Source organism: Micromonospora sp. NPDC048905, assembly GCF_040649655.1.
Classification (GTDB): Bacteria; Actinomycetota; Actinomycetes; order Mycobacteriales; family Micromonosporaceae; genus Micromonospora.
This window is the reverse complement of the sequence record NZ_JBEZFV010000006.1, coordinates 255,609-272,840: the sequence shown is the minus strand read 5'-3', so window position 1 is coordinate 272,840 and position 17,232 is coordinate 255,609. Positions and strand designations below refer to the sequence as shown.

Annotated in this window: 12 protein-coding genes; 8 read left to right on the top strand and 4 right to left on the bottom strand. The window is 73.4% G+C overall.

What is annotated here, in order from left to right; translation table 11 throughout:
• Window positions 1–23: 23 nt before the first annotated feature.
• Both grpE and dnaK read right to left on the bottom strand, forming a co-directional pair.
• Entirely contained in the window at window positions 24–782 is a 759-nt protein-coding gene (grpE, locus tag AB0C01_RS18190) for a nucleotide exchange factor GrpE (protein ID WP_357571658.1), read from the bottom strand.
• A 48-nt stretch (window positions 783–830) separates the two neighbouring features.
• On the bottom strand, window positions 831–2,693 hold the full coding sequence (dnaK, locus tag AB0C01_RS18185) for a molecular chaperone DnaK (protein ID WP_357243371.1): 1,863 nt from the start codon (window positions 2,691–2,693) through the stop codon (window positions 831–833).
• A gap of 220 nt (window positions 2,694–2,913) precedes the next feature.
• Between dnaK and AB0C01_RS18180 the strand changes: the two genes are divergently transcribed.
• The 3 genes from AB0C01_RS18180 to AB0C01_RS18170 are packed head-to-tail and all read left to right on the top strand — an operon-like array spanning window position 2,914 to window position 7,718.
• Window positions 2,914–4,755, top strand: coding sequence for a GTPase domain-containing protein (locus AB0C01_RS18180; RefSeq protein WP_357571657.1), 1,842 nt, complete (start codon window positions 2,914–2,916; stop codon window positions 4,753–4,755).
• Window positions 4,752–6,437, top strand: a complete 1,686-nt coding sequence (locus AB0C01_RS18175; protein ID WP_357243366.1) for a GTPase — start codon at window positions 4,752–4,754, stop codon at window positions 6,435–6,437. Before AB0C01_RS18180 ends, AB0C01_RS18175 begins: the two co-directional genes overlap by 4 nt.
• Window positions 6,438–6,494: 57 nt before the next feature.
• Entirely contained in the window at window positions 6,495–7,718 is a 1,224-nt protein-coding gene (locus AB0C01_RS18170) for a hypothetical protein (protein ID WP_357243363.1), read from the top strand.
• An 84-nt stretch (window positions 7,719–7,802) separates the two neighbouring features.
• On the opposite strand, the gene AB0C01_RS18165 is transcribed toward AB0C01_RS18170, so the two are convergent.
• Together AB0C01_RS18165 and AB0C01_RS18160 are read right to left on the bottom strand one after the other, a co-directional pair.
• Window positions 7,803–8,483 (bottom strand): phosphatase PAP2 family protein, encoded by a 681-nt coding sequence (locus AB0C01_RS18165; protein ID WP_357243360.1) that lies wholly within the window; start codon window positions 8,481–8,483, stop codon window positions 7,803–7,805.
• Between the two features lie 48 nt (window positions 8,484–8,531).
• On the bottom strand, window positions 8,532–9,392 hold the full coding sequence (locus tag AB0C01_RS18160; RefSeq protein WP_357243357.1) for a hypothetical protein: 861 nt from the start codon (window positions 9,390–9,392) through the stop codon (window positions 8,532–8,534).
• Between the two features lie 562 nt (window positions 9,393–9,954).
• Here AB0C01_RS18160 and pdhA point away from each other — a divergent pair.
• The 5 genes from pdhA to AB0C01_RS18135 all read left to right on the top strand — a co-directional run bounded on the left by pdhA (window position 9,955) and on the right by AB0C01_RS18135 (window position 17,163).
• On the top strand, window positions 9,955–11,130 hold the full coding sequence (pdhA, locus tag AB0C01_RS18155) for a pyruvate dehydrogenase (acetyl-transferring) E1 component subunit alpha (protein WP_357243354.1): 1,176 nt from the start codon (window positions 9,955–9,957) through the stop codon (window positions 11,128–11,130).
• Window positions 11,130–12,119: an alpha-ketoacid dehydrogenase subunit beta gene (locus AB0C01_RS18150; RefSeq protein WP_357243351.1), complete on the top strand. Its 990-nt coding sequence runs from the start codon at window positions 11,130–11,132 to the stop codon at window positions 12,117–12,119. Before pdhA ends, AB0C01_RS18150 begins: the two co-directional genes overlap by 1 nt.
• Window positions 12,116–13,615 carry a dihydrolipoamide acetyltransferase family protein gene (locus AB0C01_RS18145; RefSeq protein WP_357571656.1) on the top strand — a complete coding sequence of 500 codons (1,500 nt, stop codon included), beginning with the start codon at window positions 12,116–12,118 and terminating at the stop codon, window positions 13,613–13,615. Before AB0C01_RS18150 ends, AB0C01_RS18145 begins: the two co-directional genes overlap by 4 nt.
• Before the next feature lie 218 nt (window positions 13,616–13,833).
• Window positions 13,834–13,971 carry a hypothetical protein gene (locus AB0C01_RS18140; RefSeq protein ID WP_357243345.1) on the top strand — a complete coding sequence of 46 codons (138 nt, stop codon included), beginning with the start codon at window positions 13,834–13,836 and terminating at the stop codon, window positions 13,969–13,971.
• 342 nt (window positions 13,972–14,313) lie between these two features.
• Complete coding sequence (locus tag AB0C01_RS18135) at window positions 14,314–17,163, top strand: hypothetical protein (protein WP_357571655.1); 2,850 nt, start codon at window positions 14,314–14,316, stop codon at window positions 17,161–17,163.
• Window positions 17,164–17,232: the final 69 nt, after the last annotated feature.

Sequence of the window (17,232 nt, the reverse complement as noted above, 5' to 3'; positions counted from 1 at the left end):
GACGGCCCGGTCACTGCTTCGCACTATTCCGGGTCCGCGACCGCGACCAGCGCGGGGCGCAGCAGCCGCTCACCGAGCTGGTAGCCGCGCCGCATGACCTGCACGCAGGTCGGCTCGGTGACCTCGGCCGAGGTCTGGTGCGCGACCGCCTCGTGGCGCGTCGGGTCGAACGGGTCGCCCTGTTCGCCGAAGGCGTTCAGGCCGAACTTGCCCAGTGCGGTGGTGAGCTGTTCCGCCACCGTGCCGAACGGCCCGACCAGGTCGCCGTGTTCCCGAGCCCGGTCCAGGTCGTCGAGGATCGGCAGCAGCGCGGCAAGCACCGAACCGGTCGCCTGCTCCTGCACCAGGTTGCGGTCGCGGTCGACCCGCTTGCGGTAGTTGGCGTACTCCGCCGACACCCGCTGCACGTCCCGGGTCCGCTCGTCCAACTCGGCCCGGAGCGCCTCCAGCTCGGCGCCGAGCGACGTGCCCGTGCCGGCGCCGTCAACCGGCTGCGCCGGGGCGTCCACCACCGGCGGACCGGACGGCTCCGGACCATCGGTGGAGTTGACCTCGACCTCGATCTCGTCGACCACGACCTCGGCGTCCTCGACCAGACCCTCGGCCGGCACACCGGTCTCCGCGTCGGCGGCGGTGCCCTCCGGCTCCGCCGTGTCGACGAGCTTGCGCTTGTTGCGGATGACGACCCGCTCCCCGTCGCCGGTGGTCGGCTCCGTGGGCGCGGAGCCACCCGGCGTCGACCCGGTGTCGCCCGGGTCGACGGCTCGTGGCTTCTGCGTCATGCGGCTACCTCATCCCCTTCGCCGTGAACAGGTGTCGGAGGCTGACGGTCACTTCTTGCCGTCCTCGTCCACGATTTCCGCGTCGACCACGTCGTCGGCACCGCCGGACTGCGGGCCGGGCTGTGCGCCGGTCGCACCCGGGCCGGCCTCGCCACCCGGCTGCTGACCCTGCTCGGCCTGCTGCGAGTAGAGCAGCGAACCGGCCTCCTGGGAGACCTTCGCCAGCTTCTCGTGGGCGGACTTGATCTTCTCGATGTCCTGACCGCCGAGGGCGCCGCGCAGCTCGCCGAGGGCCTCGTTGAGCTGCTCCCGGTTCTCACCGGGCAGCTTGTCGCCGCTCTCGGCGAGGAACTTCTCGGTCTGCCACTGGAGCGCCTCGGCCACGTTGCGAGCCTCGGCGTCGTCGCGGCGACGCTTGTCCTCCTCCGCGTGCTCCTCCGCGTCCCGGCGCATCCGCTCGATGTCGTCCTTCGGCAGCGAGGAGCCACCGGTGATCGTCATCTTCTGTTCCTTGCCGGTGCCCAGGTCCTTGGCGTGCACGTTGACGATGCCGTTGGCGTCGATGTCGAAGGCGACCTCGATCTGCGGCACGCCGCGCGGCGCCGGCGGGAGGCCGGTCAGCTCGAAGGTGCCGAGCTTCTTGTTGTAGGCCGCGATCTCCCGCTCACCCTGAAAGACCTGGATCAGCACCGACGGCTGGTTGTCGTCCGCGGTGGTGAAGACCTCGGAGCGCTTGGTGGGGATGGTGGTGTTGCGCTCGATCAGCTTGGTGAAGATGCCACCCTTGGTCTCGATGCCCAGGCTCAGCGGGGTCACGTCGAGCAGCAGGACGTCCTTGACCTCACCCTTGAGCACACCGGCCTGGAGGGCGGCGCCGACGGCGACGACCTCGTCCGGGTTGACGCCCTTGTTGGGGTCGCGACCGGTGAGCTGCTTGACCAGGTCGGTCACGGCGGGCATCCGGGTCGAACCGCCGACCAGGATGACGTGCTCGACGTCGGAGATCTTGATCCCCGCGTCCTTCACGGCCTGCTCGAACGGACCCTTGCAGCGGTCCAGCAGGTCCTGCGTCATCCGCTGGAACTCGGCGCGGCTGAGCGTCACGTCGAGGTGCAGCGGGCCGGCCGCGCCGGCGGTGATGTACGGCAGGTTGATGTTGGTGGTGGTGGCGGCGGACAGCTCGATCTTGGCCTTCTCGGCAGCCTCACGGAGGCGCTGGAGGGCCATCTTGTCCTGACCGAGGTCGATGCCGTGCTCACCACGGAACGTCTTGACCAGGTGGTCGATGATCCGCTGGTCCCAGTCGTCGCCGCCGAGGTGGTTGTCACCGCTCGTCGACTTGACCTCGATGACGCCCTCGGCCAACTCCAGCAGCGACACGTCGAAGGTGCCGCCGCCGAGGTCGAAGACCAGGACGGTCTGCTCCTTGGAGCCCTTGTCCAGCCCGTACGCCAGGGCGGCCGCGGTCGGCTCGTTGACGATCCGCAGCACGTTGAAGCCGGCGATCTCGCCAGCCTCCTTGGTGGCCTGGCGCTGGCTGTCGTTGAAGTAGGCCGGAACGGTGATCACCGCGTCGGTGATCTGCTCGCCCAGGTACGCCTCGGCGTCCCGCTTGAGCTTCATCAGCGTCCGGGCCGAGATCTCCTGGGGGGTGTACTTCTTGCCGTCGATGTCGACGGACCAGTTCGTGCCGACCTCGCGCTTGACCGAGCGGATCGTCCGGTCCGGGTTGGTCACTGCCTGGCGCTTGGCGACCTCACCGACGAGCACCTCACCGTTGCGGGCGAACGCGACGATCGACGGGGTCGTCCGCGAGCCCTCAGCGTTGGCGATGACGGTGGGCTCACCGCCCTCGAGAACGCTGACGCAGGAGTTCGTCGTGCCGAGGTCGATACCGACCGCACGTGCCATCTTCGCTTCCTCGCTTCATAAGGTTGTGCAGGTGACGGGCGTCGCCCGTGGGCTGCTGGCGAGCACCGCCCGCAGCGGGCCCCACCACAAGTTGAGTGAACTTGACTCAATAGTGCCACGCGTTGGCGAATCGTCAAGTCGGGTTGAGTCAACCCGACGCAACCCACCCGTTACTACCGTCCGGTTGTTTTCCCGTGCACCGGTCGGGCACGCTTTAGCGGTGACGACGCACGGCGATTCCGCCACCCGTTCCGGCGCGCCCGCCGTCGCAGCCCGCACCGGTCCGTCGGACGCCGCGGAGGAGTCGCCCGCCACCACCGGGGGCGACGGCCTCCCCGGTGCCCTGTCGGGCCTCCGGGAGGCGATCGGTGCGACCCGGTACCCCCTCGCACTGCCCTCCGCCGGCCCCGCCCGGCACACCGCCACCGCCCTCGCCGACCAGCTCGACGACTACCTGCTGCCCCGGCTCGCCCGGCTGGACGCCCCGCTTCTCGTGGTGGTCGGCGGTTCCACCGGCGCCGGCAAGTCGACACTTGTCAACAGCCTGGTCAAGGCCCGGGTCAGCGCCGCCGGCGTGCTCCGGCCGACCACCCGTTCCCCGGTGCTGGTCTGCAACCCGTCCGACGCGGCATGGTTCCGGCAGGGTGACCTGCTGCCGGGCCTGACCCGCACCACCGAGCCGAGCGACGACCCCCGCGCCCTGCACCTCGTCACCGCCCCCGCCCTCCCCGCCGGGCTGGCCTTCCTCGACGCGCCCGACATCGACTCGGTGGTCGACGCCAACCGGGCGCTCGCCACCCAACTGCTGGCGGCCGCCGATCTCTGGCTCTTCGTCACCACCGCCGCCCGGTACGCCGACGCGGTGCCCTGGGAGCTGCTGCGCAGCGCACGGGCGCGCGGCGCGGTGATCGCCATGGTGTTGGACCGGGTGCCCGCCGAGGCCACCGAGGAGATCGCCGCGCACCTGACCGAGATGCTCGCCGAACAGGATCTCGGCCGGGCGCCGCTGTTCGTGTTGCCGGAGACCTGGGTCGACGGGCAGGGGCTGCTGCCCGAGGGCGCGACCGCGGCACTCGCCGACTGGTTCGCCCGGCTGGCCGGCGACGCGGACGCTCGGGCAGCGGTGGTCCGCCAGACGCTGGACGGTGCGCTGGCCGCGCTGCACCCCACCGTCGAGGAGTTGGCCGACGCCGCCGACGAGCAGGTCACCGCCGCCGACGGACTGGACGACCGGGTCCGTTCCGCGTACCGGGGTGCCGAGCGCACCGTCGAGCAGGGGCTTCAGGACGGCCGACTGCTCCGGGGCGAGGTGCTCGCCCGCTGGCAGGAGTTCGTCGGCACCGGAGAGTTCTTCCGCACGCTGGAGGCACGGATCGGCCGCCTCCGGGACCGGGTCGTCGCCGCCGTCACCGGTCGACCGGCACCCGCCGTCGAGCTGCGCAACGCCATCGAGTCGCAACTGGTCACGCTGCTGCGCGGGGTGGCCTCGGAGGCCGCCGAGTCGGCGTACACGGGTTGGAAGGCGCATCCGGCGGGCAGCGGGCTGCTCGAACCGGCGCTCGCCCACCCGAGCGACGACCTGCCCGAGCGCGCCGAACGGATGGTCCGGGACTGGCAGCGCGGGGTGTTGGAGCTGGTCCGGGTCGAGGGCGGCGACAAGCGGTTCGTGGCCCGCACCGCCGCGTACGCGGTCAACGCCACCGGCCTGGCCGTGATGATCGCCGTCTTCGCCTCCACCGCGTTCATCCCGACCGGGCTGGAGCTGGCCACCGGGGCCGGCACCACGGTCGCCGCGCAGGCCGTACTCCAGGCGATCTTCGGCGACCAGGCGGTGCGTACCCTGGCCGCCAAGGCCCGCACCGACCTGCTGGCCCGGGTGCGGACGCTGCTCGACGCGGAGGCCGACCGGTTCCTCAGCCGCACCGCCGACGCCCGCCCCGCCGCGGACGCCGGCGACGGGCTGCGCCGGGCCGCCGGCCGGGTCGAGCTGGCCCGGCACCGCAGTGGCCTGTCCGCTGGCGGCGACACCCCGCCGGCCCGCGACGAGGAGGGCTTCCGGTGACCAACCTCACCGGCCGGGTACGCGAGGCGTTCCGCGGTGACCAGCGGGTGGACGCCGACGCGCTGATCGCCCGACTGGACGCGGTCCGGCGCTTCCTGACCGCGGTGGACGGCCTGCTGCCCGACGCCGAACTGGTGCCCGCGCACACCCTGGTCGAGCGGGCCGGCACCCGGCTGGCGCTGTCCCGGGACCACACAGTGGTCGCGCTGGCCGGTGCCACCGGCAGCGGCAAGTCGAGCCTCTTCAACGCGTTGGCCCAGTTGGAGCTCTCGCCGGTGGGGGTCCGCCGGCCGACCACCGGCGTCACCCACGCCTGCGTGTGGGGGCCGTTGGCGGGCGCCAACCAGTTGCTCGACTGGATCGGCGTGCTGCCCCGACACCGCTTCGTCCGGGAGAGCGCCCTGGACGCGGACGACGAGACGGCGCTGCACGGGCTGGTCCTGCTCGACCTGCCCGACTTCGACTCGGTGCAGCGTTCCCACCGCCTGGAGGTGGACCGGCTCCTCGGCCTGGTCGACCAGGTGGTCTGGGTGGTCGACCCGCAGAAGTACGCCGATCGGGTCATCCACGACAGCTACCTGCGCGAGTTCCACCGGCACCGCGACGTCACGGTGGTCGTGCTCAACCAGGCCGACCGGCTGTCCCCGGCCGAGGTGCCCCGGGTCCTGGACGACCTGCGTCGACTGCTCGACTCGGACGGGCTGACCGGGGTGCCGCTGCTGTCCACCACCGCCATCGACCCGGCCGGCATGGTGGGGCTGCGCGGCGCGCTGGAGCGGACCGTCGCCGAGCGGCAGGCCGCGCTGCGCCGACTCGCGGGTGACGTCGACACGGTCGTGGCCGGCCTGGACGAGTTGGTCGGCTCGGCCCGCCCCACGGGTGGACCGGGCAACTCGACTGTCGACGGGCTGAACCGGGCGTTGGCCGGAGCGGCCGGCGTACCCGCGGTCACCACCGCCGTGGAGCAGGCGTACCGGCATCGGGCCGGCGCGGCCACCGGCTGGCCCGTGGTCCGGGGTTGGCGACGGCTGCGACCCGACCCGCTTCGTCGACTGCACCTGCCCGGCCCGACCGGCGGCCGGGACGACCCGGCGGAGAGCCTGGTCGCGGCCACGTCGGTGCCGGAACCATCGGCCGCCCAGCGCTCGGCGCTGAGCCTCGCGATCCGCGCGGTGGCCGACCGGGCCGCCGCCGACCTGCCCGCCGCCTGGCCCGGAGCGGTGACCTCGGCCGCCCGGTCGCGCCTCGGCGACCTGCCGGACGCGCTGGACCGCACGATCGCCGGCACCGACCTCGGCCTGGATCGTCGACCGCTGTGGTGGCGGGCCGTCGGCGGTGTCCAGTGGCTGGTCACCCTCGCCGCGGTGGTCGGGCTCGGCTGGCTGGCGCTCGGGTACGCGCTGCGGGCACTGGGCCTGCCGGCGCTGGACAACCCGATGGTCGGTCAGGTGCCGCTGCCCACCCTGCTGCTGCTCGGCGGCCTGCTGGCCGGGCTGCTGGTGGCGGGGTTGACCCGCCCGGTGGTGCGCTGGGCCGCGCGGCGTGCCCGAGCCCGAGCCGAGCAGCGGCTGACGGCGAAGGTCGCCCTGGTCGGCGAGGAGTACGTGCTGGCACCGGTGCGGACCGTGCTCGACTCGTACGCGCAGGCGCGCGACGCGTTGCGGGACGCCGCCGGCCGCTGACGCCTCGCACGGCTCGCTACCGCTCTCCATCGGCCCCGGGCGGCGTAGGGTCGGAGCATGGCCACGCCTGAGACCCCCTACGACGCGGTGCTGCACGCCGCACGCGACGTGACCAAGCTGGAGTCCGCCCTCGACGCCGAGATGCTCGGCAGCGCGCTGCTGGGCAGTGTCTACGCCATCGCGGAGACCGACCGCGACACCGCCGTACGGGAGTTCGTCACCGGGTTCCTCGCCGCCACCGCCCGTCGCCGGGTCGCGGCGGCGACCACCATCCGGCAGGTCTTCGCCGCGCTCGTCCCGGACGCCGGGGGCACCGATCGGGTCCGTCCGGGCAGCCAGGCGCCCGCCTGGTCCGGGCAGCTCGGCCGGGTGCACCTCACCGGCACCTGGGCGTACGGCGACGTGTACGGCGACCAGACCTCCTACCTCGCCACCTTCGCCTACGACGACGCGTCGGGCGGCACCGAGCACGCGTTGGTGGCCCTGGTGGACCACAACATCGGGATCACCAAGGACATCTTCGTCGGCGGCCCGGCGGAACGGATCCTGGACCAGGTCCGACAGATGTGCGCCGACGACGAGTTGACCTGGTTCCGTACCGAGAATCCGGCCCGGCTCCGGGGCGAGGTGGCCCGCCATCTCGCGGTGACCGACGACCTCAGTGAGCTGCCCGGCGAGGGTTCCCTCGCGACCGACCGGGCGCTCGTCGGTGCCCGGCTGGCGCTGCTGCCCACCGCGGCCGAGCCGACCGGCCCGGCGGCGGTCGAGCCGCTCTCCGCCGCTGAGCGCACCGACCTGGTCCGGCAGTTCCTCGCCGCGCCGGAGGCCGCCCGCTTCGGGTTGGACGCCGTCGACGGCGCGGAGTTGGCCTCACTGCACTTCTGCCTGAGCCTGGTGCTGGACCACTCGGCGAGCTTCCCGGACGGCGACCCGATGCGCTGGAGCCCGGCGGTGTCGGGGCTGTTCCTGCTCGACTGGGTGCACCGCCGTGCGGTCCTGGACATGGACGACGCGGCGATGCTGCCCCGGGTGCTGCGCGCCTGGGCGCGGTACGCGTCCCGCCAGCGCGGGTTGCCGGAGGCGGCCGCGACGCGCACCGACGAGGCGATCGAGGAGATGGTGCCGGAGTTCGCCCGCCTCTACTCGACGGGTGAGCGGCGCAGCCCGGCGACCGCGGCGGTGGCGCAGCTGATGGCCGACGGGGTGGACCCGGACGATCCGGCCGCTCTGGACGCCTGGATCGAGGCGAACCGGCACCGCCTCGCCGACGACGGCGCCTGACGGTCCACCCGGGGCGGGCGACACCCCGTCCGCCCCGGCTCTCGTCCGCCCCGGCGGCGCGCCTCGGTCGGGAGCAGATCGCGGTCAGCGCAGCGCGCCGAAGACCACCGCGGCGATCAGCGCGCCGAGCACGCCACCGGCGAGCACCTGCGACACCGTGTGGTCCCGGAGCCGCACCCTGGACCAGCCGACCACCACCAGCAGCGGCGCGGCGACGACCAGCCGTGTCCCGAAGGTCAGCATCAGGATGACGAGTGTGCCGGCGGCCACCGCCGAGTGGATCGAGATCTTCCACCAGTGGCTCACCGACACGGTGACCACGAGACCGACGAGCCCGGCCACGGCCAGCGCCAGCACCGGGCGGGGTGCGCCGAGCACGACGAGCAGGGCGAGCCCCGCCGTCACCGAGGCGAGGCCGACCAGCAGCGGCGCGCGGCGCTGCTCCCGGCGGCCGACGTGGTGGTCGGTGAGGCGGCCACGGCGTACCCCGCCGACGACGTAGGCGAACGGAATGCCGATGACGAAGAGCGTGGCGAGCAGACCCCAGACCAGGCCCTGACCCGGGCGGCGCGCGCTGTGCCAGCTCACGGTGACGATCAACAACGACACGAGCACGGCCGGCGCACTCACCTCGGTGACCAACCGGGCGACCCGCAGCCCCGGGCCGGGCCGGGCGATGACCGGGCGGAGTCTCGCACCGCCGCCCACGCCACCCCCTCCGGTACGCGCCTGACGCCGGCACACCGCCGGCACCGGATGGGTCACGCCTGAGGGTCACCGTACCGTCGGGGCGGGAACCGTGGGGTGCGTTGGTCAGGCCACCGGGGAACCACCGACCGGGGGCTTCTGCGGAACGACCGGTGGCGTCGGGACCGCTGGGCCGGGCCGGCTGGTCGGTGACGCGGGAGCGGCGGGTGACCCGGGGGTGGTGACCGGCGCCGACGGTGCCCTGGTCGGCGCGGCGGTCGCGGTGGGGACGTCGGTCGGGCTCGGGTCCAGCGTGGGCGTCGGGTCCAGCGTCGGGCTCGGGTCCGGCGTCGGCGACGGGTCCAGCGTAGGGGTGGGGGCGGGATCCGTCGGGTCCGGTTCGGTGGGGTCCGGGTCGACGGGGTCGGTCGGGTCGGGATCCGGGACGTCGGTCGGGTCGGGATCCGGGACGTCGGTCGGCGTACCGGTCGTCGGCGCTGGCGGGCCGGCCGGGGGCATGGCGGGCCAGGTGCCGCGGGGGGGCTTCGGCGCCAGCGGCGGGTAGGTCGCCGGCCGTCCGGGTCCCGGGCCGGTCACGGTCTCCGATCCGGGCCTCTCCGAGGTACGCCGGGGAGCGGCGGGCAGCCAGCCGCTGGTCGGGCCGACGCTGGGTGTGCCGGGTGGCGGCAACGCCGGCTGGCTGGTCATCGGCATCGGGATCACCACCGGCCCCATCGACGGGGTCGGGATGAACGGGGTGCTGCTGTCGGGCAGCGCGGTGCTGCCGGGGGTGGCCGAGCCCGCGCTGATCGCGGCGAGAATCGGCATCGACGCGGTGCCGGCCAGCAGTGCGACGGTCAGTAGGTAACCCCGGGAGGGCCCGCCCGCGCCGGGGGCGCGGTGGACGCCGACCACCCGGCGGTAGCCGCCGGCGGACCGATGCCGGCCGAGTGCTGGCGGGCCGGGACCGTCACCTGGCTCGTACACCGCGCACCCCTTGTCGTCGGCCGTCAGTGGACATGGATGGACGCCGCGTCATCGCTTGGCCGCCACCGCCGCCAGGCTCGCCGCCGTCAGCTACAAAACAGGCATATAACCCGATAAAGATGATCCGGCGGGAATCAGCCTGGCCCAGTCACCCTCCGTCAGCCAACCTCCACCGCGTGTCGACACGCCGGGCTGACCGAACCGTGACGAATCGTCGCCGGAACGTCTCGGAACGGCAGGTCGGCAGGAGGGCGACAAACAGCGGCAAAGGGTGGGCGGTCGGAATACGGGGCGGGCGTACTGTGGGCGCGCTCACCTGCTCTGCGAATATGGAGCACGACGGCAACGCAGCCGTGACCTCCGCGCACCCACGCGGCAGGCGCGGCCCGGGGCCGGCGCTCCCGATCCGGGTTCGGCCAGAACCCGGCTCACGCCGTGCGGCAACCCCCACCGGGGCTAGGCGCGGCCGCCAGGAACCGGTCCGGCAAGAGCCGGACAGGCGCACGAGTTGCGTGGCCGGGTGACCCCCCGGTGCCGACGCAGACACGACAGGGAGAGACCGATGGCAAAGGGCGACCCCGGGGGCACCACCCGCGGCAGGCGGGCGGCACCCCGCTCCAAGAAGGGCACGGCCGGCGACCCCGAGCTGGTGCAGCTGCTCACCCCCGACGGCGAGCGGATCGACAGCGCCACCGGGCCGGACGGCACCGAGTACCGCGTCGACTTCACCGACGAGGAATACCGCGGGCTCTACCGCGACCTGGTGCTCGTCCGCAAGCTGGACGCCGAGGCGACCGCTCTCCAGCGCCAGGGCGAGCTGGGTCTCTGGGCCAGCCTGCTCGGCCAGGAGGCCGCGCAGGTCGGCTCCGGGCGCGCGCTGCGGGCGCAGGACATGGCCTTTCCGACCTACCGGGAGCACGGCGTCCTCTACTGCCGGGGCATCGACCCGATCATGCCGCTCGGCCTGTTCCGCGGTGTCGACCAGGGCGGCTGGGACCCGAACGAGTTCAAGTTCAACATGTACACGATCGTCATCGGCGCGCAGACCCTGCACGCGACCGGGTACGCCATGGGCATCACCATGGACGGCAAGGTCGGCACCGACGACGGCGAGGCGGCGATCGCCTACTTCGGCGACGGGGCCACCAGCCAGGGCGACGTGAACGAGGCGTTCGTCTGGGCCAGCGTGTTCAACGCCCCGCTGGTGTTCTTCTGCCAGAACAACCAGTACGCGATCTCCGAGCCGCTGGAGCGGCAGACCCGCGTCCCGCTCTACCAGCGGGCCGCCGGCTTCGGCTTCCCCGGCGTACGGGTGGACGGCAACGACGTGCTGGCCTCGTACGCGGTCACCCGCACGGCGCTGGACAACGCCCGGCACGGGCAGGGCCCGAGCCTGATCGAGGCGTACACCTACCGGATGGGCGCGCACACCACCTCCGACGACCCGACCCGCTACCGCATCGCCAGTGAGGTCGAGGCGTGGCAGGCCAAGGACCCGATCGCCCGGGTCAAGGCCTTCCTGGAGAAGCAGCAGATCGCCGACGCGGCCTTCTTCGCCGAGGTCGACGAGCAGGCCCGCCGCGAGTCGGTGCACCTGCGTGAGCGGGTGCTCGACATGCCCGACCCCGAGCCGGTGACGATGTTCGACCACGTCTACCCGAACGGCTCTCCGTTGCTCGACGAGCAACGTGCGCAGTTCAGCCGCTACATGGAGTCGTTCGAGGGGAGCGCCCACTGATGGCCACGGAGACGCTCACCATCGGCAAGGCCCTCAACACCGGTCTGCGTCGCGCCCTGGAGAACGACCCCAAGGTCATCATCATGGGCGAGGACGTCGGCAAGCTCGGCGGCGTCTTCCGGATCACCGACGGGCTCCAGAAGGACTTCGGCGACCAGCGGGTGATCGACACCCCGCTGGCCGAGTCCGGCATCATCGGCACGGCGGTCGGTCTCGCCATCCGCGGCTACCGGCCGATCTGCGAGATCCAGTTCGACGGCTTCGTCTACCCCGCGTACGACCAGATCGTGTCGCAGGTGGCGAAGATGCACTACCGCTCCGGCGGCCGACTCAGCATCCCGATGGTGATCCGGATCCCGTACGGCGGTGGCATCGGCGCCGTCGAGCACCACTCCGAGTCGCCCGAGGCGTACTTCGCGCACACGGCCGGTCTGAAGGTGGTGACCTGCTCCAACCCGCAGGACGCGTACGTGATGATCCAGCAGGCCATCGCCTCGGATGACCCGATCGTCTTCCTGGAGCCCAAGCGGCGCTACTGGGAGAAGGGGCCTGTCGACCTGGACGCGCCGTTGTCCGAGGCGTACCCGCTGCACTCGGCCCGCGTGGTGCGGCCCGGCACCGACGTGACCGTGCTGGCCTACGGGCCGATGGTGCGGACGTGCCTGGAGGCGGCGACCGCCGCCGCGGAGGACGGCCGGGAGTTGGAGGTCATCGACCTGCGTTCGCTCTCCCCGCTGGACCTGGCGGCGGCGTACGAGTCGGTGAAGCGCACCGGCCGCGCGGTCGTGGTGCACGAGGCGCCGTCGAACATCGGCCTCGGCGCCGAGTTGGCCGCCCGGATCACCGAGGAGTGCTTCTACTCCCTGGAGTCGCCCGTGCTGCGGGTGACCGGCTTCGACACCCCCTACCCGGCCTCCCGGGTGGAAGAGGAATACCTGCCCGACCTCGACCGGGTGCTCGACGCCGTCGACCGCACCTTCGGCTGGTGATCGACATGTCCCGGATCAAGACGTTCAACCTGCCCGACCTGGGCGAGGGGCTGACCGAGGGCGAGATCCTGGCCTGGCTGGTCAAGGTCGGCGACACGATCGAGCTGAACCAGCCGATCGTCGAGGTCGAGACGGCCAAGGCGGCCGTGGAGATCCCGGCGAAGTGGGCCGGCCAGGTGCAGGCGATCCACCACCCGGAGGGCACCACGGTCGAGGTCGGTACGCCGATCATCGCGATCGACACCGACCCGGGTGCCGGCCCGCTGGACGCGCCGTCGACCACGGCCACGCCCAGCGCGGACCTGCCCACCCCGTCGGCGGCTTCGCTGGCGGCGGTGGAGGTGGCACCGGCCGAGGGCATGATCGAGCCGGGCCTGATCGGCGGTGCCGCCCCGGGCGGGCGGACGGCGGTGCTGGTGGGCTACGGCCCGCGTACGACCGCCGCGAAGCGCCGCCCGCGCAAGGGCGGTGTCCCGGCGCAGGCCGCGGCGGCACCCACCGCCCCCGCCGGGGTCGATCATGGAGTTGTGGTGGGTGACAAACCATCCGCGACCTCTACGATTCCGGCACCACAAGTCCATGATCGACGCGGCGAGGCAAGCGGCAGGGCGGCCGGCGGCGTGCTGGCGAAGCCGCCGGTGCGGAAGCTTGCCAAGGATCTTGGGGTCGACCTCGGCACGGTGACCGGGTCGGGGCCGCTCGGCTCGATCACCCGGGAGGACGTGCAGCGGGCGGTGAGCGGCGCCGTCGTGGTGGCGGAACCGATCGCGGCGACGACGGCTCCCAGCTTCGGCGCGGACCGGGAGCAGCGCATCCCGGTCAAGGGGGTCCGCAAGTTGACCGCCGAGAACATGTCCCGCTCGGCGTTCACCGCCCCGCACGTGACGGAGTTCCTGACCGTCGACGTGACCCGGGCGATGAAGGCACTGGACCGGCTCCGGGGTCGGCGGGAGTGGCGCGACGTGCGCGTCTCGCCGCTGCTGCTGGTGGCGAAGGCGGTGCTGCTGGCGGTACGCCGGCACCCGATGGTCAACTCGACCTGGGCCGGCGACGAGATCGTGGTGAAGGAGTACGTCAACCTCGGCATCGCGGCGGCCACCGAGCGCGGTCTGATCGTGCCGAACGTCAAGGACGCCGGCCGGCTCTCGTTGCGGGAGTTGGCGGACGCGCTGACCGACCTGGTGCAGACGGCGAAGTCCGGGCGTACCTCGCCGGCGGCCATGTCCGGCGGCACCCTGACCATCACCAACGTCGGCGTGTTCGGGGTGGACACCGGCACGCCGATCCTGCCGCCGGGTGAGTCCGCGATCCTGGCCTTCGGCGCGGTGCGGGAGATGCCCTGGGTGCACAAGGGCAAGGTCAAGGTGCGTCAGGTCACCACGCTGGGGCTGAGCTTCGACCACCGGATCATCGATGGTGAGCTGGGTTCGAAGTTCCTCCGCGACGTCGGCGACTTCCTCGCGGATCCGGAGGCGGCGCTGCTCGCCTGGACCTGATCGTTCGAGACGCCAGCCACGGCCGGTGTGCCACGGGTTAACGCCCGGCACACCGGCCGTGTCCGTTGGGCGACGTAACCGTTGGTCGGACGGCTTGTTGACCTTCGATTGTTAGGCAGGTGTCTCAGCTCACCTAATAATCGTTGGAAGTTCCCCGGCTTCTGCTGTTGAATAGACACATCAGGGGCTGACAACCGAATAGCTAGGGGGACCCACCAATGAGCATGATCGAGCGAATCCGCAACCACCGCGACGCCACCCGCCGCGCCCGTGCCATCGAGCACGCGCTGCGCTCGGCGAACACGCCGGCAGTTCGCGAGGAACTCCTCGTCATCGCCCAGCGTCACATGAGCTGACGCTCCACGACATTCCGCACCTCCTCCAGATCGATGGCCCACCCGGCCCGCCGGGTGGGCCATCGGCGTTCCCGGCCACCCGCCACCGGGATTCCGCCCTGCCGCAGCGCCCGGTACGGTGGGCTTCGGTCGCCGCCCGCCGACCCGGCTGAGGCCGAGCAAACCGAAGCTGCTCGACACCGACCGGCAACGGGGAGTGACGACCGGGCTCCTTGGACGTGCCGTGCCCGCACCCGATACCGTGCGGGGAGCCGGCACAGCGGTACGCCGGTGACGCCGGCAGCCATGCCGAGGAGACCGATCGGCACCGGCGAGCCGACATGTGATGGAGGAGGCGCACCCATGACGTCCGAGGGCCCGCACCGCACCGGCCAGGAGCCGGACGAGGTGTCACCGGGCGCCGGCGGACCGGCGCCGTACGGCGACCGCCCGGCGCAGCCGGACAACGGCCACAACGCCGCCGGCCCCGACCTGGGCTGGGCACCCCCGCCACCGGCGCGGCCCGACGCGTCGACGCCGGCATGGGCGACTCAGCCCGAGCAACCGCCGGCCCCCGCCTGGGGTGCCGCCGCTGCTCCACAGCCCACCGACCCGCCGCAGCCCGCCTGGGGTGCCGCCCCCGTGGCGCAGCCCAACGACCCGCCGCAGCCGGCGTGGGCGTCCGGCGGTGGCGCGAGCGAGCCGCCGCAACAGCAGCCGGTCGCCTGGCCTGGCAGCGAGGGCGCAGCAGCCCCGGCGCAGCCGGCCTGGGCCGCACCGCAACAGCAGGGCTGGACGCCGGCTGAGCAGAGCCCGCCCGCACCCACCTGGACCGGAAACGCCGCCGAGCAGCCCGACTGGGTGCAGGCCCAGCCGCCCGCGCGGGGCGCCGCACAGGTGCCGCCCGCCACCACCGCCTGGCCCGCCCAGGAAGACCCGGCCACCTCCGGTGGCTGGGCTGGCGCGGCGCAGACCAACCCGCCCACCGCTGAGTGGCGCGGAGCCGAAGCCCCGCAGGCCGAGCCGCCGCAGGCCGCCACCTGGTCCGGCGGCGCCCAGCAGGACGAGGCATCCGGCAACGGTGGCTGGCCCGCCACCGCAGCGGGACGCGACGACCAGCCCGCGTGGACGCCGGCCGAACAGTCGCCGCCGGCCTGGGGTCAGTCCGCCGAACCGGCCGAGCCCGCCCCCGGGTGGGGTCAGGCCGCCCAGCCCACCGCGGCCCGTGGCGCAGCCCAGGTGCCGGCACCGGCGACGAACTGGCCCGGGCAGGACGACCGGGCCCACTCCGGTGGGTGGGCCGCGCAGCAGCAGCAGCAGGCGCAGCCCGCCGGGTGGGGTGACGGCGACGCGCGGCAGGACCAGCCCGCGCAGCCGGCCGCCTGGGGCGATGCCGAGAGCCGCCCGCAGCAGCCCGACTGGGTGCTCTCACCACAGGAGCAGCCCGCCGAGCGGCCGGAGCCGGTCGGGTGGACGCCCCCGGAGCAGAGCGCACTGCCCTCGCGTGCCAGCGCGCCCGGCAAGGACGGCCCGTCGGAGGTCGAGCCCTGGGCACCCGGCGAGGTGTGGGGGCGCGCCGAAGCGGAAGCCTCCGCGCAGGCCCGTGGCGGTTGGGAGGCGGACCGGGGCGACGAGGTTCCGGCCTACCAGCCCGGCCCCGCGCCGGGCATCTCACCGGCGAACGCGGTGCCGCTGCCTCCGCAGGAGCAGCGCGTGCCGGGCGCCAGCCTGGCGGCTGCCCCGCCAGCCGACTACGCGCCCCAGGCCGCCCAGTTCCCCCCGATCCCCGAGCAGCCCGCGTACGCCGAGCGGGAGATTCCGGACGCCGCCGCGCAGTACGAGGCGGACCAGGCCGGTTGGGGCCGCGCTGAGGACGTTCCCGCGAGTGGCGCCGTGGTGCCCGCACCGCGTACCTCTCCGGAGTCCGGAGCGGGCCGCGCGGTGGTGCCGGTGTCGGACGCCGAGTCGGCAGCCGGCGCGGCGGCCCGGGCCACGGCGAGCGCTTCGGTGCCGCTGGCCAGCCGGGTGATGCCCCCGACCGACCAGGCCATCCGTCCGACCGGCACGGCCACACCACAACCCCGCGTGTACGGCCGGCCGGCCCGACCCGAGCCGGAGAACGAGCCGGAGCCGGAGGCGTTCCAGGCCGACCCGGGTGCCGAGCGCCAGGCCGCCCCGGAGTGGCAGAACGACTCCCCGCACCAGGCCGCACCGGAGTGGGCGAACGAACCGTCCCGCCCGGCCGCACCGGAGTGGGCGAACGAACCGTCCCGCCCGGCCACACCCGAATGGGCGAACGAACCGTCCCGCCCGGCCACACCCGAATGGGCGAACGAACCGTCCCGCCCGGCCACACCCGAGTGGCCGAACGAACCGCAGCGCCAGGCCACACCCGAGTGGCCGAACGAACCGCAGCGCCAGGTCGGCCCCGGCTGGGGCGGCGAATCCGCCGCTGAGCCGCGCTTCGACGACCGGCAGCCCGCCCTGAACGCGTTCGGCGAGGCCCAGGCACCGCCGCCGGCGTTCCCGCCCGGCGTGCCGTCGTTCGTCGACGCGCCCGGCAACAACCGGCCGGTGAACGGCACGCGGCCGCACGGCGGTGCCGAGCGCCCGGCCGACCAGTTCGGCGGCCCCGGTTCGCCAGCCGCCGGCACTGCCGCGGTCGGCGGCGCCTCGACCTACGGCGCGCCGAACTTCGGCGGACCGGACTCCGGCGGCCAGGGCTTCGGCGGGCCGGCCATCGACTCGGGGCCGGGCAACAGCTTCCCGCCGGCCTTCCCGCCACCGCAGCAGCCCGTGCCGTCCTGGGGCCAGGAGCCCGGTAAGTCGGATCACGGTCGGTTCGACGCGTTCAAGCCGGACGCCGAGGAGCCCAAGGCGGAGCTGCCGACGCCGAAGGTACGCAACGGTCGGGTGCTGTCCGCCGTACTGATCGCCGCGGTGCTCATCCTGGCGGTGCCGCTCGGCCTGCTGCTGCTCCTCGGGAAGGTCGGCGAGGACGATCCACCGGCCTTCGACCCGGCGGTCGGCAGCTGCGTGAAGCAGTCCGGTCAGGGTGGCGCCTCGGCGGCGACCTGCGGCGAGGCGGGCTCCTTCAGCGTCGTCTCCAAGGTGGATGCGAAGGAGAAGTGCACCGACACGACGCAGCCGCACGTGGTGCTGCCGGGTAGCGGTGCCAACCGGGTGCTCTGCCTCAAGCCGGCCGCGAAGTAACTCCACCGTCGGCGGGGTCACGGGCAACCGTGACCCCGCCGTCGTCGTACCCTCGCGACGACGACGCGG